Source organism: Anabaena azotica SJ-1 (assembly GCF_047275885.1).
Classification (GTDB): domain Bacteria; phylum Cyanobacteriota; class Cyanobacteriia; order Cyanobacteriales; family Nostocaceae; genus Trichormus_B; species Trichormus_B azotica_A.
Map to the genome: position 1 here is coordinate 2,982,821 of NZ_CP178454.1, position 20,027 is coordinate 3,002,847.

Genomic DNA, 20,027 nt, shown 5'->3' on the forward strand with positions numbered 1-20,027 from the left:
TACTCAAAACAATGATTGCAGCAAACATTGTAGAAAATAAACATTTTCCGGCTTTTAAAATTATATTATTGCTCTTTCCCGTGAAGGTAAAGCACAAGAAATCTACATCGTTACCTCTGGTGAAATGATGGCGATGTACGCTGCAAACAACATCGCTCGTGGTATTTTGAAATATGCTCACTCCGGTGGTGTACGTTTAGGTGGTTTGATCTGTAACAGCCGTAAGGTTGACCGTGAAATCGAATTGATCGAAACCTTGGCTGAACGTTTGAACACTCAAATGATTCACTTCGTACCCCGCGACAACATCGTTCAACACGCAGAATTGCGCCGTATGACTGTTAACGAATATGCACCTGATAGCGATCAGGGTAATGAATACCGCGCATTAGCTAAGAAGATCATCAACAACAAAAATCTCACCATCCCCACCCCAATCGAAATGGATGAGTTGGAAGCATTGTTGGTTGAATTCGGTATTCTTGACGATGATTCCAAGCACGCTGAAATCATTGGCAAACCAGCATCTGCTGCTAAGTAGAAATCTATAAATTAGGAAAAGGAAAAAGGGAAACTCTACACAATTTCCTTTTTACCTTCCCTTCCCCTTCATACCCACAGGGGACATCAAGTCCCCATCCTTATACCCGTTCCTTAGAAGCAAGAGAGATAGACAATGGCTTCGACCGATGACAAGAAGATTGTTGAACAAAGAAAAGAACTAGTTAAAGAAGTTCTCAAAGCTTACCCTGAAAAAGCTGCTAAAAAGCGCGAGAAGCACTTAAACGTATACGAAGAAGGTAAGGCTGATTGTGGTGTTAAATCTAACATCAAATCCCTTCCTGGTGTAATGACTGCTCGTGGTTGTGCTTACGCAGGTTCTAAAGGTGTGGTTTGGGGTCCTATTAAGGACATGATCCACATCAGCCACGGTCCTGTAGGTTGCGGTTACTGGTCTTGGTCTGGTCGTCGTAACTACTACTTAGGTACAACAGGTGTTGATACCTTTGGTACCATGCACTTCACTTCAGATTTCCAAGAACGCGACATCGTGTTCGGTGGAGACAAGAAACTGACCAAGTTAATTGAAGAATTAGACGTATTATTCCCCTTAAATCGTGGGGTTTCTATTCAATCTGAATGTCCCATCGGTCTAATTGGGGATGACATCGAAGCAGTAGCTAAGAAGACATCCAAAACCATCGGTAAGCCAGTAATTCCTGTCCGTTGCGAAGGTTTCCGTGGTGTGTCTCAGTCTTTAGGACACCACATCGCTAACGACATGATTCGTGACTGGGTATTCCCCAGAGCCGACCAAGCTAAGAAAGATGGTACATTGAAGTTTGAAGGCACTCCTTATGACGTAGCCATCATTGGTGACTACAACATCGGTGGTGATGCTTGGGCCAGCCGTATTTTGTTAGAAGAAATCGGTTTGCGTGTTGTTGCTCAGTGGTCTGGTGATGGTACAATCAACGAAATGTTGATGACCCCCAACGTGAAGATGAACCTCATCCACTGTTACCGCTCGATGAACTACATCAGCCGTCACATGGAAGAAGCCTACGGTATACCCTGGCTTGAGTATAATTTCTTCGGACCCACCAAGATTGCTGCATCTTTACGTGAAATCGCTTCTAAGTTTGATGCAAAAATCCAAGCAAATGCTGAGAAGGTAATTGCTAAGTACCAACCCACAATGGATGCGATCGTTAAGCAATATCGCCCCCGTTTGGAAGGTAAGACAGTTGCAATGATGGTTGGTGGTCTACGTCCTCGTCACGTTGTTCCCGCTTTCCAAGATTTAGGAATGAAGATGATTGGTACAGGTTATGAGTTCGCTCATAATGACGACTATAAACGTACTACCAATTACATCGAAAACGGAACTATCGTTTATGACGACGTTACCGCTTACGAATTTGAAGAATTCATCAAAGCATTGAAGCCAGACTTAGTTGCTTCTGGTGTGAAAGAGAAGTATGTCTTCCAAAAGATGGGTCTTCCTTTCCGTCAAATGCACTCTTGGGATTACTCCGAACTTGATCGTGTTTGTTGAAAGGTGCGTTAATTTGAGGTTTTTTGATTTGGGAATTAAGAGAAGTTGATTTTTAGTCTAAGTGAAAGTTATATGGTTTGTGAGTAACATTGTTTGTTAAATACTGAATATAGTATAACTCTGATTCAGTCTGGTTTTGAGATTTAGCTTAAATTCGGCTTAAATCAAGAATGTTAAATGGAACACTTTTTTATGGGGAATTTTATTAGCCTAAATTTATCTAATTTTGAGTAAACTGATAAACTTTTGATTTGCATAAGGATGCCCACCCCACAAGAGTTTTATTTTTAAGCAATATGCAAGTTCAATGTTCAACAGCTTACGATTTCTAATCCAGCGACTTTAAAAGTGGGATTAATTTTTCCTTTCCAACCACATAAACATTTTGTAGTTTTTCTGCTGGTAAGGAAACCTGAGCATTAGAAAAAGCCACAATTGGTGTAACAAAATTTAAGGTTTTCTGTTTTTTTACTTGTAAAGCTTGCTTCATTGCTTGTTGCAGAAAATTTTTTTCAAACGCATAAGTTGATTTTCCCATCTGTTTATATAATTGTGTTCCATCTGTGGTAACTTCTCCTCGGTGTGATTTAACATCAATTACATAAGCTTTTCCTTTAGGTGAAATGCAAATAATATCAGCATCTCCTAATCCATTACCTAAGCGCATTCCATATTCAATTTGCCATCCTGCGTGTTTTAATTGAGTCATTAATTGGGCAATATCCTCTTCACCTTTAGCACCTTGATCAGCATGATTTGCTCTTTTCCACAAATAAATACCATTGATGAATAAGCAGACAGAAATAAAAATAAACAGAGCATAAAATATTATTGGGAATTGTAATGTTGGAGGTGGTGCTTGGGAAGAATTTAGAGAAAATATTTTTTTCAAAAAATCATCAAAAATTTTCACAAATAAAAATGGGAATAACACCATAAAACCTGCGGAAGCAAAAGAAGTAATGGCTTTTATCCGTCTTTTTAAAGCCATTTCACGAACGTTTTCTCCTGCTTGAGAATTTAGCTTTGGCATGGGTATGTATTTAATGATATTTACTAAGATTGATAATAAATATATTATACTATTCTAAACCTGTTTGGCAATCGCTTTCAGTTAGCTCAGAAAACACCAAAAATTCAATCTGTTTAATAACGGACAATTTAACTATCCTAACAAATCAGAAAAATCCTAGTTTAGATTCTGATCTTTAGATCGACAACTGAATAAATTACCAGCATAATATTTACTTGTTTTGGATCAATTTGTGTAGGAATATCAAGATGTAAATGGACTGATAAATCCACTATCTTTGTAAGTTGAATAACTTCCATTTTGATTTCAATGATTGGATATCAATTTTATTGTAGTGAGATCGCATAACAATAATGATAAATAAAATCCTGTAAATTCTGGATATCCTGATTCGGACAATTAATGCTACAATAAACAAATAATTACTTGGTATCATATCATGATGATTACTCAAGCACTGGAATCACAACCTAACACCTTAGAAGATATCATTTTCCCGCCCAGTGACCTATATAGTGATGAACCTCCTGTGGAAACAGAACTGCATCTCGAACAAATAATGCTCTTAATAAAATCACTCAAATGGTTATGGAAAGAGAGAAGTGATTTTTATGCTGTCGGAAACCTGAGTATTTACTATAGTCCTCATCAAAAGAAATCAGAAGATGTTAGAGGTCCAGATTTTTTCGTAGTTTTAGGAACAGAACGAAAAACTAGAAAAAGTTGGGTTGTGTGGGAAGAAAATGGCAAATATCCTCATGTCATTGTCGAAATTCTTTCACCAACTACAGCTAAAACTGATAGAGAAACTAAAAAACTACTTTATCAAGATACTTTCCGGACACCTGATTATTTTTGGTTTGATCCTTATACATTAGAATTTGCAGGATTTAATTTAATCAGTGGCAAATATCAACCCTTAGAACCTAACGAAAAAGGACATTTATGGAGTGAAGAATTGGGTTTATATTTAGGGATTTATGATGGTTTATTAAGATATTTTACATCATCAGGAGCTTTAGTTCCTACACCGGAAGAAAGCGCAGAGATGGAAGCAACAAGAGCAGAAATTGAAGCTAAAAGAGCAGCAGTGGAAGCAGAAAAGGCGAAAATATCAGATAAAAAATCCCAAAAGTTAGCCGCGAAATTGAGAGAATTAAATATTGATCCAGATACGATTTAAGGAAATCTAAAATCAAATTGTGTTTGTTTTAATTACCCCAACTTTGTATATCTAGGAGTATTATTTTATGTCAATAATGACTATTAAAGATGTAGAACAAGTCCAAACCGCTTTTAGTGCAGCCGGTTTAGATTACGATGTTGAGTTAACAAACGGGAGAATTTCTATTGTGGGTCCATCGGATATTGTATCTAGTGAAGTTAGCATTCTTTTTAGCCGGCTATTAGCTAATTGGGTTTATCCTCGTCGTTTAGGAAGAGTATTTGATTCTGCTGGTGGTTTTATTTTACCTGATAGCAACCTCACCGCACCAGATGTTTCTTTTGTTCGGGCTGCACGTCTGCGTCAAAGTCCCCGTTATTTTGGTGAACTTGTACCAGATTTAGTAGTAGAAATTAAATCTCAAAGTGATAGAATTAAACCTTTAGTTACTAAAATTCTCAATTTTATAAACTTAGGTGCTGTGATTGGAATTTTAATTGATCCTGATGAGGAGACTGTAACGGTTTATCGTCATCAAGGTGAACCAAGTATTTTAAATAATGGCGATATTTTAACTTTACCAGAACTTTTTCCAGGTTGGGAATTAGCTATTTCTGAATTATGGCCTCCTATTTTTACTGAAGAAGAAACTCAAGGTTAGTTTGTTTGATCGGATTAGTTTTTTTGTGGAGTTCTTTCATGAGAAACAGGAGATTTTGCCTGAAGATAGCGGTGTGCGGAGACACCTCCGCACTAATCCTTTAGTTTATTCGTGGATAGTAACTTTGATCATTTTAACCGGAGTTTTGGGGCGATCGCCTGCACCCGTAGGAGTAGTTTCAATGGCTTTCAATACATCCATGCCTTCAGTAACTCGACCAAAAACAGGATGCTTGGATTGACCGGGTGTAAACCAATCTAGATAGGAGTTGTGGACAGTGTTGATGAAAAACTGGCAACTGCCACTATTAGGTCTCCCCGTATTAGCCATAGATAGAGTTCCTGGTTCGTTAGAAAGTTTCCCATCTTCGGGATGCTCATCTTGAATGCACCCATCAGGACTATTACCTGTTCCCGCACGAGGAGAGCTAGGATCTTTGCTGTAGGGGCAACCAAACTGCACCATGAAGTTTTTAATCACACGGTGGAAATGCAGACCATCATAAAAGCCACTTTTGGCCAATTTGATGAAATTTCCCGCAGTTATGGGCATAACGTCGGTGAATAGCTCAAGAGTAATAGTACCAAGGGAAGTTTCAAGAGTTGCGGTGGGATTTGTCATGAATATTGAATTACTAATCTGTGCAATGCGTTATTTTGTCGCTTCCAGTTTACCCAAAATCTTGAACATAATGTTGACTAAAATCCATAACTTTTCAAACCAACAACTTCCACTTGTGATAAAGAAACTCAAGGTTAGGTTGTTTTCTCGGCATTTTAATCTGGGAAAGCTAAACCAGTTCTCGGATCTCTGATATATAATCCCAGTGTCAAACTCCGCATCACCTCATCCCAAACAGGTATTAATTGTTCTGCTTGATCTGCCCAATAATCAAAAGTGATCAAACATTGAATATTTGAACCTAAACCAACACAAGTCCGAGAAAAAGCTTCCCTTGCTTCGGCTTGAGTATCAATAAATTTAATTTCACACCACATAATCCGGGCAGTTTGTCGCTTGACGGTAATCACTTCTCCCCTTTCAATCACATCACGGCTATCATCTTCCATGATTTTTTTCAAAGTTGATTTGAGAGGAAATAGAGTCCAATCGTTAGGAGGTAAGTGATTGTACGATACCTCCAAACAACAATCATCATCAGGTGGTTTTTTATCCATGAACTTGAATGATTTTTCCTGTGGTTCAGATATCCAACTGCGAGGAACATTGAAGCGTACAGCCCCTCTACCTGCTACAAAAATATTATATTCTGGGGGAGATTCCCAATGATGATCTGGCTTTAATTCCAGGGTTTCTTTAATCCATTGAAAATTACTTTTTTTACGTTTTGCCATAATCGTAATAAGTCACTAAATTCTATTTTAGATTCAGATTTGTTTGATCAAGTATGTTAATTGTATTGTTATTCTTCAGTTTCCAACCCAACACCATCATAAAGCATTTCAATTGGAAATTCAAATTCAATACTTGATAAAGTGATGATGTCTCCAGTAGTGTAGGGATAGTAAAGCCACATTCTTCCTTCTCCTCGACAGTAACGTTCAACAGATATTTTTTCAGAATCAATCAAGATGTATTCTTGCAAACTGGGCATTGTTAAATAATATCTGAATTTTTCTCCTCTATCTTTACCGCTTGTACCAGTAGAAAGAACTTCAACAATTAATTTAGGATTTTGAATAAATTTGCGGGCATTGAGGTCTTCAGGGTGACAACTAACGATAAGATCAGGATAGAAGTATGGGCTTTTAGGACTAACTTGTACTTTCACATCTGACACATTAACTCGACAACCTCTAGGTCGGAGATGAGAATATAGAGGTCGGTAAAGATTGAGAGCAATATCATTATGGGGAATTGTACCACCTGTCATGGCGAAAACTTCGCCGTTGATGTATTCATAGCGAATATCTTGGTTAAGTTCCCATGCGAGATATTCCTCAATGGTCATTTTTTGCGGTTGTTGGGGAATAGCTATCATATCAGGATTTTTTCAAGCTTGCTTTGATTATAGCAACAACAATTACAACTATTTTCAGGTAAATTTCGCGCAATCTCTCTTAGAGATACCGCAGGGTAGATATAAAGGAGCAAAGACGCAAAGTAAGAAAGGATGCAAATACTCAATTATTAAGATTATTTTCACATTTTGCGGTGCAGATGGTGGTTTAAAATGAGTCTAGTATATTATGCGTAGATAAACTTGCTTTAAACAAAGCTGAAAAATTAAATATTTTCACTAATTTGAATGTGGCATTTATTTGTGTAAATTAGTTAGTTTAACTATCTTATGATGATGAAAAACGAAAAATGGAACACGGAAAATATTCTGAGTCAAAAAGGCAGAATAGTAATTGTCACAGGTTCGAGTAGCGGCATCGGTTATGAAACAGCGCGGGTTTTAGCTAATAAACAAGCATCTGTGATTATTGCAGTTCGCAATTTGGACAAAGGAAATAAGGCATTGGCGAAAATTATTCAACAAAATAAAGATGCTGATGTTCAGGTAATGGAACTTGATTTAGCAAATTTAGCATCGGTTAAAAATTTCGCTGAAAACTTTCAGAAAAATTATTCACGTTTGGATTTATTGATTAATAATGCGGGTGTGATGATTCCACCTTATTCAAAAACTATAGATGGTTTTGAATTACAATTTGGAACTAATCATCTCGGACATTTTGCTTTGACGGGACAACTTTTAAAACTTTTGATTAGCACGGAAGGTTCTCGAATTGTCAATGTTTCCAGCGGCGCACATAATTTTGGCAAAATAGATTTCGATGATTTGAATTGGGAAAAGAGAAATTATGCCCAATGGACGGCTTACGGTGATAGCAAACTTGCTAATCTTTATTTTACCTACGAACTCGACCGGAAACTAAAAGAGCAGGGAATTAAGACCGTTGTAACTGCCTCACATCCAGGTTGGACTGCTACTGAATTGCAGAGAACTGCGGGTGATGTGATGAAATATCTCAATGGTATCTTTGCTCAAGATATCACAATGGGTGCATTACCGACTCTGCGGGCGGCAATTGAAGAAGGTTTAAAAGGGTCAGAATATTTTGGTCCCAATGGGTTTATGGAGATAGGTGGCTATCCAGTCAAGGTGGAATCGAATGCGTTATCCAAAGATCGTGCGATCGCTCAAAAACTATGGGAAGTATCGGAAAAACTCACCAGCGTGAAATTTGAATTCAATAAACAGGTATAAAGTACGTGAAAATAAGCAGTGTCCGGTAAAATCTACTGGACATTATATCTAACAATATCTTCCAAATCAGTAACAGCCCTGGGAGCAAGAATTATACAGTAGTCCATGATTCAATCATCTGCTCCACTGATTCAATTGATACTCCTTCCCCTTGGTCAATCTCATTTAATCCTTCTTGAACTGCTAAAATGAACTCAATTTCTTGAATTATGTTACGGATTGAGACATCTGCTGGCAGACGTTTTACAAGTTCCAGGACAGTTTCTTTGTCACTCATAATAGGTTACGATCTTGTTCTGTGGTTATTTATTATTTTAATCTAACTGGTGAACCTTCCAAAGCAAGTGATTTGGCAGTTTGCAGAAATGATTTTGGTTTGCTGCTTGTCTCAGGTAATACAGTCTCCACAATAATTCGCACTCGTGTACCTGCTTTCAAATTTAATGGTACTTCAGGATGAAGAATATTCCCATCGAATAAGGCATCTACTGTCTGAATCATAGTTATCTTTTGATAAGATTTATTCTTAGTATATCCTGACTACGCTATGGAAGAAATGCGATCACACTACAGATACTGATTGTGGTATGATATACTTTTCGTAATTACAATATATAGCAACTATTAATTTGAGTTAATTTGAGTAAAAAAATGAGTCAATCTAATGCATTAAGACAACTAGAGATGATTCTTGATGAGGCAGTCACAAATGGTTCTAGGGAACAGACATCTGGACATATTTTGTTGAGTGCAATGAATCTTGAGCTTATCCCCAAAAACATGGTGAATTTTTATGAGCTTTTGAGTAAAGCAGAAGAAGAAGCAAAAAAATTAAGTAATAATCCCAAAATTGATAGATATATTCAAGCTATAGGAAAATTACATCATGTTTTTATTGTCAATAGTATTTGGACTACAAAATGGAGTGTTTTTGCAACACATATTGAATCCAAAAATATTCTTACTATACTAGATGCACTAGCGAATGATTTTCATAGACAGAATCCTAAAATTCTTCTAGAGAAGGACTTTTTAAAAGACTTAAATGCTGAGTTTGAAAATATATTAGAAGAAGTCTTATCAACTGATTTATCCAAAGAGCTTAAAGTATATCTAATATCTAGAATTCAAGATATTTTAAGCGCAATTCGTAGATACAGTATTGATGGAACTGAGTAAGCGTTCAGGGGGTATAAAGAAGACGAAAAACAACCCCCAAAATCGAGCAATAAAATTAGGCAGCTGTCAACAAATCAGAATCATCAGCACAAGTAGTAGGCTTTGGAATCAAAGAAGGAGGGGGTGTACCACCACGAGCCGCAATAACAGCCTGAGTCATAAACTCCAAAACATGACGCTGTTGGGACTTGAGGGTTGTCACCACAGTTAACATCCGAGCCACAAAAACACTACCAGCCTGAGTTTGAGAGCCAAAACTAGTCCGTCTCCCTTCGGGTTCGCCAGTCGCTTCAAGTCGGGGAACCCGCCCAACGCGCTGGCTCACCAGATCACGGCAGGACGAATCGCTCTTTCTGCTGCATTATTTAGTGGGTTCGACACCAACAGTTGTGACAAATAACCACATCGCCGACTCAACTTTGAGCAGTTGACGACAAGTGCGGACTGTTTTTGCTAAGGGAGTTTTTTCCCGTCCTGTAATCTCGTATTCGTTAGCTTCTTGCAAAGTTGCTCTGATGGATGAGCGAATCTCCTGAACCAACTCCACAAATTCACCGCGAGATAACGTACCATCTCGGACTCGATGCCATAACTCAAATAACTTCTCCTGTTGTTTAACCAGTGCAGTTCCCAATTCTGCCGAGACTCCAGTCCGTTCCGATATTTTGATAAATTCCCGTCGCAGATGGGCCCAACATAATTGCCGTCGTTCTAAATCTACCCAGTTGTAAGCACCGTGACGGTCAGAGTTCAACATTCCCCTGAAGTTTTCACCTAATAAATTCTTTGCCCCTTGGGTGCAACGGGTGAGGGCTATTTCAAAAAATGTGACTAGGGGTGTTACCGCAACCCATAACCAGGCTTTTCTCTGTTCAGGATTACTACCATCTATATTTCCTTGATTAAAGCTGGTTTCATCGGCTCCGACGATGTTTGCGTTTTGAATATATAGTTTGGCTTCATCTACACAGGTTGCCAGGGCGTTACTCGCTTCTTGCCGCAGTCTGTTGACTGTCCCCAATGATATTGAAATCCCAAATACTTCTTGCATGGCACTTTGTACCATTCTTTGACTATTGCGGTACACTCCACTCAGAAGTGCTACTAGTGCTACTACTCTGACTCCGTAACCACTTGGGTTCACGTCTTCTGGTAGTATTGCACGGGTCTTTGTGCCACATCCTGCACAGGTCAATTGATGTAGACGATGCTCTATGACTATTGGACTGATTGGTGGTATTTCTACTATCTGGTGACGATAGGGGTTTGTATCAACTCCAGTCAGGGTAGAACCACAATTTCTGCATTCTTCTGGATGATGGTCTATTACTTCGCTACATTCTTCTATTGGGTATAAGTCGCGGCTATTTCCCTGATGACCTGGCTGACCCCCTCGCTTTTTACTGCTTTTTTTCTTTTGCAGCTTTTTACCAAAGCCCGGTGGGTCACTTGATGGTGGTGATGATGAGTTAACGGAAGTTCTATTAATTTTTTCTAATAATTCTTCTTGAACACTCAGGACTTCCGTTAGTTTTTTTGACTGTTGTTCTATTTGCTGCGCCATCTCCTCCACCAGCTTTTTGACGCTGGCTGGAGTCTTTCCCCAATCTTCTGGGGGTATCTGTTCTAAGTGATTGACGCACTTCTGTTCCATGTCACTTAATTTATCAGATTTTGGGGGTAATTTTTGGCTATCTCTCTTCTACCCCCTGAACGGTTACTAAGAATCCGAGTTCACCCAGCTATTGGACAGCAAGGAATGGAGGAGTTATACGAGAGATTAAAACACGATGAAGAGACATATTCTGAAGAAGAACGAAACGCTATGGGTGAAGCATCGGATCTGGCAATGCAGCAACCTGATTTTTGGGAAAAGCAAGCAGAGATAATTGAGAAAAGAGACAGAGACAGTAAAGAACTTATTGAATGGTATCGCAAGCGGAAATTTATACACGATGACCCAGATGGGAAGCATCTATGGTTTTATCCTGAATAAAATGTGATCATACTTCCTTAAATCCCAAATAGCGATCGCACCTTCCCAAACCCCCAACCTCAATGAGCGATCGCACCCCAACCAAAATATCCAATGATAAAATCAAGAAAACTAAAGATAATCCACCAATGACAACTACACTGGTTAAACCCTCCCAATTCCTACCAGAAGGAATCTGCATCAAGCATATCAACAATCTCATGCTATTCAAATTTACCGATAAGCTAGGTGAACGGATGCAAGAACTGCTTGATAAAAACAAATTAGATACCCTTACCCCAGAAGAAGCAATAGAATTAGAAGCAATAGGGGAACTTGACGACATCTTCAGTTATATTAACGCTGCTGTTGCTGCTCAAGACCATGCCCATTCCTAAAACTCTTTATCAGCAGGTTAGACAACGCGCTCAATGTCGCTGCGAATACTGTCACTACCCTGAACTTCTCAGCACAGCCCCCCTTTCCATTGACCATCTGCAACCCCAATCTCTGGGAGGTACGGATACTTCCGATAATCTTGCTCTGGCCTGTCGTCGTTGCAACGAAAGACGCTATAACTTCACTACGGGTATTGATCCTGATACGGGAAAAGAAACTCCCTTGTTTAATCCCCGTCAGCAAATCTGGTCTGAACACTTCATCTGGAAATCTGACGGCTTATGTATTATTGGTACTACTCCTACGGGACGTGCAACCTGCGAACGTCTTGATCTAAATGATGAACGTCGTGGAGAAAAATTCATTCAGAAATCTCGACAACGATGGGTTGAAAGCGGACTCCATCCTCCTGAAGACGATCCACAAGAATGATGGAAAAATAGAGAAGCGATCGCTTCGGTAAGCATTCATTGTAGTCGCACTTCCCAAACTAAAACCTTTATCCCCATTTCCCACACACTAGCCACAGAAAGCCATAGTTCATTGCCTTCATCAGCAATATGTGCGATAGCTGCGCTCGCCGAAGGCATCGCCTCTTCATTCAAACGCTCAGGTTCAGCAAACCACCATAAAAAACACTGTCTATCTAGTAAAATTCTGACTAATTTTGGCAAAAATTAAAAAAAAACTCATAGTAAATTACAATATGCTACATTTGAAGTGGGATAGTAGTAAAGTTACAAAGCTATAGTTTAGGTTCTGTATACCTAACTGGTGCGCCAAACTCTAGTATGAGCGTATACCGCTGAGTCATCCAACCTATTCTATCGTTTGATTAGCTCAGTTGGTAGAGCAGTTGACTTTTAATCAACCCGTCGCAGGTTCAAATCCTGTATCAAACCCCGGAAGTTAGCTCATTTGGTAGAGCAATCGACTTTTAATCGATGTGTAACAGGTTCAATTCCTGTACTTTCAACCAACCCTGTCCGGGTTACAGGACACTACTTTTGGGAAGTAGCAAGTGGTAAAGGAGAAATCCTACGGTTCAAATCCGTGTTATCTTCACTAACTCTGCGGTGCAAGTGTTCTGCTGTTGGTTATTACTCGCAAGAGTGATGCTTAATGGCTACAGTTAATGAGTAAGCGCAACTGCTTTTCTCCCTAACTTGAGTTTGTCCCTTCAGTTTCCATAAGGACAATTGAACGGCATATTTGCAGAATGTTTTCTTGCTCTCGGTTGCTACGGAGCAGCTAGGAAAAAGTTACATTCTTCTTAATCCAGTTTTGGCGAAGTTTTTGCCCACGCATAAACTGTGAACACTTGTATTGACAGAGTAAAAAATATTATGTAGTATGTAGTTACAAGAAAATACAATAAATCATTTATCGTCCAAATATGCAAATTATTATCTGGCAAACATTTTACATCAAACCTAATGAAATTGGCATTTTATATCACCGCAGCGACTTTAAAAAAATTTTGCAGCCTGGTACATATACTTATTTTGGTCGTCATTGGCAAATTAGAACTTATGACCTCAACGAACCAGAAGTGGAAATTGAAAACCTAGAATTATTGTTGCAAAATCATGGAACAGAACTGCAAAAACATATATTAATTGTCAGAACTGCTTTTAATGAAGCGGCTTTAGTTCGTTTGGGTCAGAATTGGATCAGCATTGCCCCTAATCAATTACGGGCTTTTTGGCGTGGCTTTATTGAAGTAGAATTTCATCTTTTTAACTTAGAAGAAAACTGGGAATTACCTAATTCTTTTGTCCAGCAATTACGCGCATTTGCGTTAAATGGATTGAAGAAATTCCAAATCTTTGAATCTGAGATTGGTTTACTATATCTGCAAAATAATTTTGTCCGACCTTTAGAACCAGGAGAGTATGCTTTTTGGTCAATAGATAAGACAGTAGCGGTGCGGAGTATCAGCCGGATTGTCCCTAACCCAGATTTTCCTCTGGAAGATATATTAATTGAAAGACATCCTGATTTTGTTGCTGCTTACTGTGAAATTGTGGAATTACTACCTTCACAAGTTGGAATCGTGCGCTATCGAGGTAAGGTAATTTCTATTTTACCACCCACAAGCCGGAAGCTATTTTGGCAAGGTGTGGGAGTGGAAATTATCGACATTAGCAATAATGCAAAGTTACAATCCTCCTTAGTGGCTGAATTGGTTGAAGGTGCAGCAGAAATAAAATTGCTCACTCGTAATTATTTGCATATATGCCACGTTCCCACCCAGCATATTGGACTACTTTACATTAATCAAGAATTTCAAGGGCAACTCCAAGCAGGAATACACGCTTGGTGGTCATTTGGACGTTCTTTACAAACGGAAACTATTGACCTGCGATTGCAAAACATGGAAATTTCTGGTCAAGAAATCCTCTCTAAAGATAAAGTACCTCTGCGGTTAAATTTGACTGCTGGTTTTCGCATTCAAGACCCATTAAGAGCAAAAAATGCGTTATCAGATATTAATGGCTTTTTGTACAAAGAGTTGCAATTTGCCTTGCGTGGTGCAGTTGGTGAACGGACTTTAGATGCTTTATTGGAAGACAAAGGAGCAATTGATAGAAGTATTTCTGAATATATTCGTCAAAAAGCCGCAGACTATGGAATTGAAGTAGATTCTGTGGGGGTGAAAGATATTATTTTACCTGGGGAAATTAAGGCAATTTTGAGTAAGGTTGTGGAAGCTGAAAAAGCTGCTCAAGCTAATGTGGTGAGACGCAGAGAAGAAACTGCTGCTACTCGGAGTATGTTGAACACTGCTAAGGTGATGGAAGATAATCCGGTGGCGTTAAGGTTGAAGGAATTGGAGGTTTTAGAACGAATTGCGGAGAAGATTGATCGAATTCAAGTTAATGGTAGTTTGGATAGTATTTTGACGGATTTGATTCGCATGAATCCGCAGTCTTAATATCAATCTAGTAGGGTGCGTCAGACAAATAACCTAGTAATAAGATGATTAACTTAAAACCTGACGCACCTTACTACTTAAAGTAATATTTTAAGATGCGTCAGACAAATAACCTAGTAATAAAATGATTAGCTGAAAACCTGACGCACCTTACTACTTGGGTAAGTAATATTGTAGGGTGCGTCAGACAAATAACCCAGGGGAAACGCATCTAAATTATATTGACAAAATGTCATATTAGTGTATCTAGACAGAGAAAAACATAATAATGGAATTGAAATGCTGATTAAGTCCTTTATTAATATCCTAAGATTTTAATAAATTTAGAGTATTAGTTATTTTCAATAATGAGTTAATTTTGTTCATTTCTATATATTAATTGTCTGAATATCTAGATTTTTGACATCACAAATCTAGATTCTTTTGAGAATCTGGTGAGAATAAATTATTTATGTTTATCTAAATATTCTGATTTTTATCAGATACATTCTAAAATCTTCTAAATATTCATTATCCCATCCTGCACAAATCTGCTTATTTTTAATTCCTAGTTTTTGGCTTTTTTCTTTTCTTACTGCATTTACTGCTATATGACGTAGAACGGCAAAATTTTGTGGTGCATTATCCTTTCTTATTCTACAATCATCTTCTCTCAACGCTACATCCAAGACCCAATGTAATGAGTTTTCTATACCCCAATGGCTTCTCACTGATTCTCCTAATAATTTCGCATTATCTGTCAAACTACTAATATAATAACGGGTTTCAACTTTTGTTTTTCCATTGACTTTTCGTATATATTCTACCATTCCTACACTTTGAAGGTTTATCCATTTTTGCCTGTATCTATTCTTTCTTGAATGTCTGATAACATCAGATAATGACGTATTTCTTCTCTTCCATGTTCGTCTTGCTTTGTATGAAAATCACTACATTTGAATCCCTCAAACCCTTTGGTTATAGCCTCTTTGAAAATTTCTTCTACGTTTTTATATAAATTACCTTGATTCTTTTTTAGTGCAATAACATATTCACCTGATTTATCTACAATTGATTTTACTATCTCTTTTTGACACCCCATTGCATCAATTGTTACTATACATCCGGCTATATCTAATACTTTGATTAATTCTGGTATTGCTGTTATTTCATTTGATTTTTCATCTACCTTACATTGTCCTAATACTAGACGATTAGTGGTTGCCCATGCACTCACCATGTGAATAGCACCTTTATCCTTTCCTTTATCATATGAATGCCTTAACGTTTTACCGTCTATTGCTATTACTTCTCCCTGGGTAATTTTATTTATTGATTTTATCCAACTCAAAAACTATTCTGTAATTGTTGTGGGTCTATTCTCGCAAATACTCTGGCAAATGTATCATGGGAGGGAATTCCATTTGGTAGTTCTAAAAATTGTTTTAGCCATTTTTTCTTTCTTTTTTCCATAAGTCTCCATCAATACCCAACTATCTGCTCCACATATTACTGCACAAATCGCAATGGTGACTATATCAATTAATTTATGCTTTTTTGTCCGTTCAACTCTTTTATCTTCTAAATCTTTAAAGTGATCTGATCTACTATTGTGATTTTTGGTGATAGCTTCATTTTCGGGTTTTTTCTCTTTGAATTAAAAAGAGAATACCACTTCACCCCATTTTATTGATTCTTCTATAAACGAAATTTACCATCAAATTTTTTCATATGTGTTTATTGACTTGATACCAACTTACTAGTGTTACGCTTTTTTTGTATTCACATAAGTTACATTTTGTCAAAATAAATTAGATGCGTTTCCCCTGACAAATAACCTAGAAATAAGATGATTAACTTATAAATCTGACGCACCAAATTCTAACTAATATTGTAGTAATACTTAAAACTGGATAGATTAATTACCAAAAATGTTAATGGTATTGCCATTCAAATCTATGCTAGTCTCATCGCTTATCTGATTTTACAACTTGTCTCTGTTCCGAAAGAATGGGGTGAAAAGATGTTAGATAAATTCCGCTATCTTCAAGCTTGTATGTGTCAACAAATCAGTTATGTTCACAGGGTTAGCGCGTCTCAAATCCTATTGACAGAGGAATTACAGTAGAGGAGAATAGTTTGCGATGGATGCGGCTAACACAGAAACCATGTATTGATCATTCATTGCAGCTCGCCTTGATTTTTGTCGAATACTGCGACGAAAAGTAGGTTCTCGGTCTAAGGCATTGAGGGCAATGCGACGTAATAAAGCAAAGTTTTGTGGACTGTGCATAGAACGGATTCGAGATTCATCTTCATGGAAAGTGACATCCAATGTCCAATGAACAGAGTTTTCAATCCCCCAATGCTGTCGAATTGCACTACTAATTTTGTTAGCATCACTATCAAGACTAGTAATGTAAAATTGAACTATGGCTACGCCACGCAGGCTATCATGGGTAGTTTTATTCCAATGCTGAATCTTACGAACTACCATGACTATTGTTGTTAATCCTGCCCACTGATTTTGTTCATGAAGTGCTGGTAGTTGTGATACTGGAACAGTATAACAGGTGCGATTTTCGATGCGGTGATGTCCTTTTTCTACTCGTTGACTAATACTGACATCAACACCTTTAAAGTCTAGTGATTGTGCTGTTTCAAACCAATTTTTTACTTGTTGATGTAGGGTGGGATTATTATCTTTCAAGCTGAAAATATAATCAGCATTTCCAGCTATGATTTGTTCGGCAATTGATTTCTGTGTACCCATCGCATCAATAGTAATAATGCAGCCAGATAAGTCCAGAGTCTCTAACAGTGCTGGGATTGCTGTGATTTCATTCGATTTACAACTGACCTTTGTTTGCCCTAGAATCAACCTATTTTCACAAGCCCAGGCGCTGACTGTATGTAAGGCTTTTAGTTTCGATTCTCGGTCATATGAACCTCGATGAGTTTTACCATCTATCGCAACTACTTCTACACCCAATTTCTCTACTAATGATTGCACCCAATTCCGAAAACATTGCTCAAATTCTTTGGGGTTTATTCTCTCAAATACTCTTCTAAATGTATCTGGACTGGGTATTCCTTCTGGTAGTTCTAAAAATGTCTCTAACCACTCTTTTTTACTTAATCCATATTCTTCAATATCTTCCCAACCTTCAGCCCCTGCTATAACTGCCAACAAGGAAATAGTGATAATATCGGTGAGTAGATGCAATCGAGTCCTTTCCGCTCTAGGGTCTTTTATTCCTGTAAAGTGTTGTAGAAAGTTGCTGGTAATCTCTTTACTGTCTACACCGGGTGTAACAGATTTTCTGGTTTTACACTTCTTCTTAAATCCTGTTGACATTACTTAGATACAATGGCTAAATGGGTTATATATTAACCTACCTTGAGTTGTGTCACTTGAACATCCTCCCACATATCTAATAAATCCCCTTGTCAATAGGGTTTGAGATGCGCTAACCCTGGGAGAATATCCTAATTCTTCCGGTGTTTTGGTTGCAGACTGTAATGATTTTTCTGCCATACGTTGAAATACAATTACTATTTCTAATTCTTCATTCGCAAATTCATCAGGAAGCTGAATTTTTAGAATTTTATCATTACCAATGTGCGTTTTAATCTTCATACTTTCCATAACATTACCTCCAATTGTTTTAAGAAAATAAAGAATCAGGAATAATCACAGAAATAGGTTGATTCTTATGTTTTCTATAGATTAGAAAATCACTATCCAAAGTGAATATTTCATTAGAATCATATAATTCACACATTCTTACTAAACAAGCATCCGCTAAAGACATAGGTACAGACTGATAACGATTCATTAATCCTTTAATTTGACTTAATTCGTTTTTTAAATCAAAATCTAGTTGTAAATGACCACTTTCTAAAAGAGAAAACAGAATATTCTGACCGTTATAAGCTCTTTCTAATAAAAAACAAGACTCAGTAATCACTGCATCACAAGTCAGAAAAGGTGGAGGTAATGTTTTTACTTTTTCTGTCACCCATTGATGATAACTATCACTTTTATCTAATAGAGCAACTAATGGACTCGTATCAATAATAATTTTATTTTTCATGTAAGGACTCATGCAAATATTGTTTATTAGTGGAGAGATCACCTAATCCACTATCCACAGCACCAATAAAGTCTTTAGCTACATCATAAAAAGAAACTTGATTTCCAAGTTCTGTATGATGTTTTTCAGATATAAATTGCGTAAAAGACAAGATTTCTTGTTGCTTTTCAAGAGGTAATTCATTTAATAAGTTTACAATCAATTCAGTTAAATTTAAATCTTCAGATGGTTGTTTTTTTAATGAATTTATCATGACTATTTCCTCGTAACTATTGTCATAACATCAGGAGACTGCATCCAGGGTTTGATGGCTATTCAAGAAATAATTATATTATATCAGAAAACAATATATCAGTAGCTCGCATAAAAATTTTGATTATTGTTGACAACCTAATTATACCACACCTCACAAAAATGATATTCTTGATTAACCAAACTTAACTCCTTTTGTAAACCATTTCCATTCTCAACTTATCAACCTCAATCTTCAACCGTTAATTTTCTATTCCCAATCCTGTATTCTTATCCTTATTAATACAATTAAGCTTCTATTATTCGCTAACTAAACTTAATCACAAATTCTAACTTCTTTTAAAAAAATGACAACTGGCTAAAAATTATGTAAAATAATATTATTCTTAGATACTTAACACTGAAGTCTATATAAGGAAAAAACCGTTATGGAAAAGCGAATAACTATTGATCCAGATATTTGCAACGGCAGACCGATTATTACTAACACTCGAATTTCTGTACAAACAATAATGGAATTTTTAGGTGCTGGAGATTCTATCGAAGAAATTTTGGAAGAATACCCATCTTTAGAAAGAGAAGATATTTATGCTTGTATCCAATTCGCGGCAAAATTGATGGGGAATCATTACGAAGTGAGAAAAATTGCATGAATGGGTTTTTATTTGATGAAAATCTCCCCACTAAAATCCAATTTACTCCATCTTTACCCATCATTCATGTTTCTATTTTAGGGAATAGTCCGAGTGATAGCCAAATCTGGGAATATGCAAAGGAAAAAGAATTGGTGATTGTTACTAAAGATGCAGATTTTTCGGATCGGTTGATGGTTGATTCTTCTCCACCTAAAATAGTGCATCTACGTTTTGGAAATATGCGAAAACGTGAATTTCACTCATTTCTAGCTAAAGTTTGGACAGAGATTGAAATGTTAGTCACTGATCACAAGCTAATTAATGTTTATTCTGATCAAATTGAAGCATTTAAATAGTGTTACGGTGCGTGAAGTTTTTTAATTAATCATTCTGGTTATTTGCTTAGATGCACTCTAC

At 37.2% G+C, this 20,027-nt stretch carries 22 protein-coding genes, 2 tRNA genes and 5 pseudogenes; 15 read left to right on the plus strand and 14 right to left on the minus strand.

The features are described from left to right. Positions 1–79 precede the first annotated feature (79 nt). Positions 80–541, plus strand: a pseudogene (gene nifH, locus ACLLO5_RS13115) (nitrogenase reductase); the annotation flags it as partial. Between the two features lie 135 nt (positions 542–676). Beyond that, positions 677–2,041: pseudogene (gene nifD, locus ACLLO5_RS13120) on the plus strand (nitrogenase molybdenum-iron protein alpha chain); the annotation flags it as partial. Between the two features lie 346 nt (positions 2,042–2,387). On the opposite strand, the gene ACLLO5_RS13125 reads toward nifD, so the two are convergent. Next, the gene (locus ACLLO5_RS13125; RefSeq protein ID WP_413175902.1) at positions 2,388–3,092 is read right to left on the minus strand and encodes a nuclease-related domain-containing protein; all 705 of its coding nucleotides are present in this window, start codon (positions 3,090–3,092) and stop codon (positions 2,388–2,390) included. A 439-nt stretch (positions 3,093–3,531) separates the two neighbouring features. Between ACLLO5_RS13125 and ACLLO5_RS13130 the strand changes: the two genes are divergently transcribed. Beyond that, on the plus strand, positions 3,532–4,275 hold the full coding sequence (locus ACLLO5_RS13130; protein ID WP_413175904.1) for a Uma2 family endonuclease: 744 nt from the start codon (positions 3,532–3,534) through the stop codon (positions 4,273–4,275). Positions 4,276–4,342: 67 nt separating this feature from the next. Further along, positions 4,343–4,918, plus strand: coding sequence for a Uma2 family endonuclease (locus tag ACLLO5_RS13135; protein ID WP_413175905.1), 576 nt, complete (start codon positions 4,343–4,345; stop codon positions 4,916–4,918). Between the two features lie 105 nt (positions 4,919–5,023). On the opposite strand, the gene ACLLO5_RS13140 is transcribed toward ACLLO5_RS13135, so the two are convergent. From ACLLO5_RS13140 to ACLLO5_RS13150, 3 genes are all read right to left on the minus strand, one after another. Then, positions 5,024–5,539: a peptidylprolyl isomerase gene (locus ACLLO5_RS13140; protein WP_413175906.1), complete on the minus strand. Its 516-nt coding sequence runs from the start codon at positions 5,537–5,539 to the stop codon at positions 5,024–5,026. Positions 5,540–5,694: 155 nt separating this feature from the next. Further along, a complete protein-coding gene (locus ACLLO5_RS13145) occupies positions 5,695–6,273 on the minus strand; it encodes a hypothetical protein (RefSeq protein WP_413175907.1) in 579 nt (192 codons plus the stop codon). Between the two features lie 68 nt (positions 6,274–6,341). Beyond that, positions 6,342–6,920 (minus strand): Uma2 family endonuclease, encoded by a 579-nt coding sequence (locus ACLLO5_RS13150; RefSeq protein WP_413175908.1) that lies wholly within the window; start codon positions 6,918–6,920, stop codon positions 6,342–6,344. Between the two features lie 309 nt (positions 6,921–7,229). On the opposite strand from ACLLO5_RS13150, the gene ACLLO5_RS13155 reads away from it, so the two are divergent. Beyond that, positions 7,230–8,156, plus strand: coding sequence for an SDR family NAD(P)-dependent oxidoreductase (locus tag ACLLO5_RS13155; protein WP_413175909.1), 927 nt, complete (start codon positions 7,230–7,232; stop codon positions 8,154–8,156). Between the two features lie 91 nt (positions 8,157–8,247). Here the strand turns inward: ACLLO5_RS13155 and ACLLO5_RS13160 are convergent, their stop codons facing one another. Together ACLLO5_RS13160 and ACLLO5_RS13165 are read right to left on the minus strand one after the other, a co-directional pair. Next, positions 8,248–8,433, minus strand: a complete 186-nt coding sequence (locus ACLLO5_RS13160; protein ID WP_413175910.1) for a hypothetical protein — start codon at positions 8,431–8,433, stop codon at positions 8,248–8,250. 32 nt (positions 8,434–8,465) lie between these two features. Continuing rightward, positions 8,466–8,657 carry a hypothetical protein gene (locus ACLLO5_RS13165; RefSeq protein ID WP_413175911.1) on the minus strand — a complete coding sequence of 64 codons (192 nt, stop codon included), beginning with the start codon at positions 8,655–8,657 and terminating at the stop codon, positions 8,466–8,468. A gap of 150 nt (positions 8,658–8,807) precedes the next feature. Here ACLLO5_RS13165 and ACLLO5_RS13170 point away from each other — a divergent pair, with 150 nt between their 5' ends. Continuing rightward, entirely contained in the window at positions 8,808–9,335 is a 528-nt protein-coding gene (locus ACLLO5_RS13170; protein WP_413175912.1) for a hypothetical protein, read from the plus strand. A 55-nt stretch (positions 9,336–9,390) separates the two neighbouring features. Here ACLLO5_RS13170 and tnpC read toward each other — a convergent pair. Then, positions 9,391–10,989, minus strand: a pseudogene (gene tnpC / locus ACLLO5_RS13175) (IS66 family transposase). A 33-nt stretch (positions 10,990–11,022) separates the two neighbouring features. On the opposite strand from tnpC, the gene ACLLO5_RS13180 reads away from it, so the two are divergent. Further along, the gene (locus ACLLO5_RS13180) at positions 11,023–11,331 is read left to right on the plus strand and encodes a hypothetical protein (protein WP_413175913.1); all 309 of its coding nucleotides are present in this window, start codon (positions 11,023–11,025) and stop codon (positions 11,329–11,331) included. Between the two features lie 7 nt (positions 11,332–11,338). On the opposite strand, the gene ACLLO5_RS13185 is transcribed toward ACLLO5_RS13180, so the two are convergent. Continuing rightward, entirely contained in the window at positions 11,339–11,512 is a 174-nt protein-coding gene (locus ACLLO5_RS13185; RefSeq protein ID WP_413175914.1) for a hypothetical protein, read from the minus strand. Positions 11,513–11,531: 19 nt separating this feature from the next. Between ACLLO5_RS13185 and ACLLO5_RS13190 the strand changes: the two genes are divergently transcribed. Beyond that, positions 11,532–11,708 carry a hypothetical protein gene (locus ACLLO5_RS13190; RefSeq protein WP_413175915.1) on the plus strand — a complete coding sequence of 59 codons (177 nt, stop codon included), beginning with the start codon at positions 11,532–11,534 and terminating at the stop codon, positions 11,706–11,708. After that, on the plus strand, positions 11,695–12,141 hold the full coding sequence (locus ACLLO5_RS13195) for an HNH endonuclease (RefSeq protein ID WP_413175916.1): 447 nt from the start codon (positions 11,695–11,697) through the stop codon (positions 12,139–12,141). Before ACLLO5_RS13190 ends, ACLLO5_RS13195 begins: the two co-directional genes overlap by 14 nt. Positions 12,142–12,176: 35 nt before the next feature. Here the strand turns inward: ACLLO5_RS13195 and ACLLO5_RS13200 are convergent, their stop codons facing one another. Next, positions 12,177–12,383, minus strand: coding sequence for a hypothetical protein (locus ACLLO5_RS13200; RefSeq protein WP_413175918.1), 207 nt, complete (start codon positions 12,381–12,383; stop codon positions 12,177–12,179). A gap of 155 nt (positions 12,384–12,538) precedes the next feature. Here ACLLO5_RS13200 and ACLLO5_RS13205 point away from each other — a divergent pair. From ACLLO5_RS13205 to ACLLO5_RS13215, 3 genes are all read left to right on the plus strand, one after another. After that, positions 12,539–12,611, plus strand: a tRNA-Lys gene (locus ACLLO5_RS13205). A gap of 1 nt (position 12,612) precedes the next feature. Next, a tRNA-Lys gene (locus tag ACLLO5_RS13210) sits at positions 12,613–12,688 on the plus strand. 417 nt (positions 12,689–13,105) lie between these two features. Then, positions 13,106–14,647, plus strand: a complete 1,542-nt coding sequence (locus ACLLO5_RS13215; RefSeq protein WP_413175919.1) for an SPFH domain-containing protein — start codon at positions 13,106–13,108, stop codon at positions 14,645–14,647. A 478-nt stretch (positions 14,648–15,125) separates the two neighbouring features. On the opposite strand, the pseudogene ACLLO5_RS13220 reads toward ACLLO5_RS13215, so the two are convergent. After that, a pseudogene (locus ACLLO5_RS13220) lies at positions 15,126–16,261 on the minus strand (ISAs1 family transposase). A 265-nt stretch (positions 16,262–16,526) separates the two neighbouring features. Here ACLLO5_RS13220 and ACLLO5_RS13225 point away from each other — a divergent pair. Further along, positions 16,527–16,754: pseudogene (locus tag ACLLO5_RS13225) on the plus strand (hypothetical protein); the annotation flags it as partial. Here the strand turns inward: ACLLO5_RS13225 and ACLLO5_RS13230 are convergent. The 4 genes from ACLLO5_RS13230 to ACLLO5_RS13245 are packed head-to-tail and all read right to left on the minus strand — an operon-like array spanning position 16,746 to position 18,976. After that, complete coding sequence (locus ACLLO5_RS13230; RefSeq protein WP_413175920.1) at positions 16,746–17,984, minus strand: ISAs1 family transposase; 1,239 nt, start codon at positions 17,982–17,984, stop codon at positions 16,746–16,748. The pseudogene ACLLO5_RS13225 and the gene ACLLO5_RS13230 sit on opposite strands and share 9 nt — an antisense overlap. Before the next feature lie 3 nt (positions 17,985–17,987). Next, positions 17,988–18,275, minus strand: a complete 288-nt coding sequence (locus tag ACLLO5_RS13235) for a hypothetical protein (protein ID WP_413175921.1) — start codon at positions 18,273–18,275, stop codon at positions 17,988–17,990. A 19-nt stretch (positions 18,276–18,294) separates the two neighbouring features. Next, positions 18,295–18,735, minus strand: coding sequence for a type II toxin-antitoxin system VapC family toxin (locus ACLLO5_RS13240; protein ID WP_413175922.1), 441 nt, complete (start codon positions 18,733–18,735; stop codon positions 18,295–18,297). After that, positions 18,713–18,976 carry a hypothetical protein gene (locus ACLLO5_RS13245; RefSeq protein ID WP_413175923.1) on the minus strand — a complete coding sequence of 88 codons (264 nt, stop codon included), beginning with the start codon at positions 18,974–18,976 and terminating at the stop codon, positions 18,713–18,715. Before ACLLO5_RS13245 ends, ACLLO5_RS13240 begins: the two co-directional genes overlap by 23 nt. Before the next feature lie 427 nt (positions 18,977–19,403). Here ACLLO5_RS13245 and ACLLO5_RS13250 point away from each other — a divergent pair, with 427 nt between their 5' ends. Then, positions 19,404–19,628 (plus strand): DUF433 domain-containing protein, encoded by a 225-nt coding sequence (locus ACLLO5_RS13250; protein ID WP_413175924.1) that lies wholly within the window; start codon positions 19,404–19,406, stop codon positions 19,626–19,628. Then, positions 19,625–19,966: a DUF5615 family PIN-like protein gene (locus tag ACLLO5_RS13255; RefSeq protein WP_413175925.1), complete on the plus strand. Its 342-nt coding sequence runs from the start codon at positions 19,625–19,627 to the stop codon at positions 19,964–19,966. Before ACLLO5_RS13250 ends, ACLLO5_RS13255 begins: the two co-directional genes overlap by 4 nt. The last annotated feature ends 61 nt before the right edge of the window (positions 19,967–20,027 follow it).

What these genes read in the sequence shown, in the direction of transcription:
- ACLLO5_RS13125 (WP_413175902.1), bottom strand. Translation starts at nt 3,092, where the DNA reads ATGCCAAAGCTAAATTCTCAAGCAGGAGAAAACGTTCGTGAAATGGCT.
- ACLLO5_RS13130 (WP_413175904.1), top strand. Translation starts at nt 3,532, where the DNA reads ATGATGATTACTCAAGCACTGGAATCACAACCTAACACCTTAGAAGAT.
- ACLLO5_RS13135 (WP_413175905.1), top strand. Translation starts at nt 4,343, where the DNA reads ATGTCAATAATGACTATTAAAGATGTAGAACAAGTCCAAACCGCTTTT.
- ACLLO5_RS13140 (WP_413175906.1), bottom strand. Translation starts at nt 5,539, where the DNA reads ATGACAAATCCCACCGCAACTCTTGAAACTTCCCTTGGTACTATTACT.
- ACLLO5_RS13145 (WP_413175907.1), bottom strand. Translation starts at nt 6,273, where the DNA reads ATGGCAAAACGTAAAAAAAGTAATTTTCAATGGATTAAAGAAACCCTG.
- ACLLO5_RS13150 (WP_413175908.1), bottom strand. Translation starts at nt 6,920, where the DNA reads ATGATAGCTATTCCCCAACAACCGCAAAAAATGACCATTGAGGAATAT.
- ACLLO5_RS13155 (WP_413175909.1), top strand. Translation starts at nt 7,230, where the DNA reads ATGATGATGAAAAACGAAAAATGGAACACGGAAAATATTCTGAGTCAA.
- ACLLO5_RS13160 (WP_413175910.1), bottom strand. Translation starts at nt 8,433, where the DNA reads ATGAGTGACAAAGAAACTGTCCTGGAACTTGTAAAACGTCTGCCAGCA.
- ACLLO5_RS13165 (WP_413175911.1), bottom strand. Translation starts at nt 8,657, where the DNA reads ATGATTCAGACAGTAGATGCCTTATTCGATGGGAATATTCTTCATCCT.
- ACLLO5_RS13170 (WP_413175912.1), top strand. Translation starts at nt 8,808, where the DNA reads ATGAGTCAATCTAATGCATTAAGACAACTAGAGATGATTCTTGATGAG.
- ACLLO5_RS13185 (WP_413175914.1), bottom strand. Translation starts at nt 11,512, where the DNA reads ATGCAGATTCCTTCTGGTAGGAATTGGGAGGGTTTAACCAGTGTAGTT.
- ACLLO5_RS13190 (WP_413175915.1), top strand. Translation starts at nt 11,532, where the DNA reads ATGCTATTCAAATTTACCGATAAGCTAGGTGAACGGATGCAAGAACTG.
- ACLLO5_RS13195 (WP_413175916.1), top strand. Translation starts at nt 11,695, where the DNA reads ATGCCCATTCCTAAAACTCTTTATCAGCAGGTTAGACAACGCGCTCAA.
- ACLLO5_RS13215 (WP_413175919.1), top strand. Translation starts at nt 13,106, where the DNA reads ATGCAAATTATTATCTGGCAAACATTTTACATCAAACCTAATGAAATT.
- ACLLO5_RS13230 (WP_413175920.1), bottom strand. Translation starts at nt 17,984, where the DNA reads ATGTCAACAGGATTTAAGAAGAAGTGTAAAACCAGAAAATCTGTTACA.
- ACLLO5_RS13235 (WP_413175921.1), bottom strand. Translation starts at nt 18,275, where the DNA reads ATGGAAAGTATGAAGATTAAAACGCACATTGGTAATGATAAAATTCTA.
- ACLLO5_RS13240 (WP_413175922.1), bottom strand. Translation starts at nt 18,735, where the DNA reads ATGAGTCCTTACATGAAAAATAAAATTATTATTGATACGAGTCCATTA.
- ACLLO5_RS13245 (WP_413175923.1), bottom strand. Translation starts at nt 18,976, where the DNA reads ATGATAAATTCATTAAAAAAACAACCATCTGAAGATTTAAATTTAACT.
- ACLLO5_RS13250 (WP_413175924.1), top strand. Translation starts at nt 19,404, where the DNA reads ATGGAAAAGCGAATAACTATTGATCCAGATATTTGCAACGGCAGACCG.
- ACLLO5_RS13255 (WP_413175925.1), top strand. Translation starts at nt 19,625, where the DNA reads ATGAATGGGTTTTTATTTGATGAAAATCTCCCCACTAAAATCCAATTT.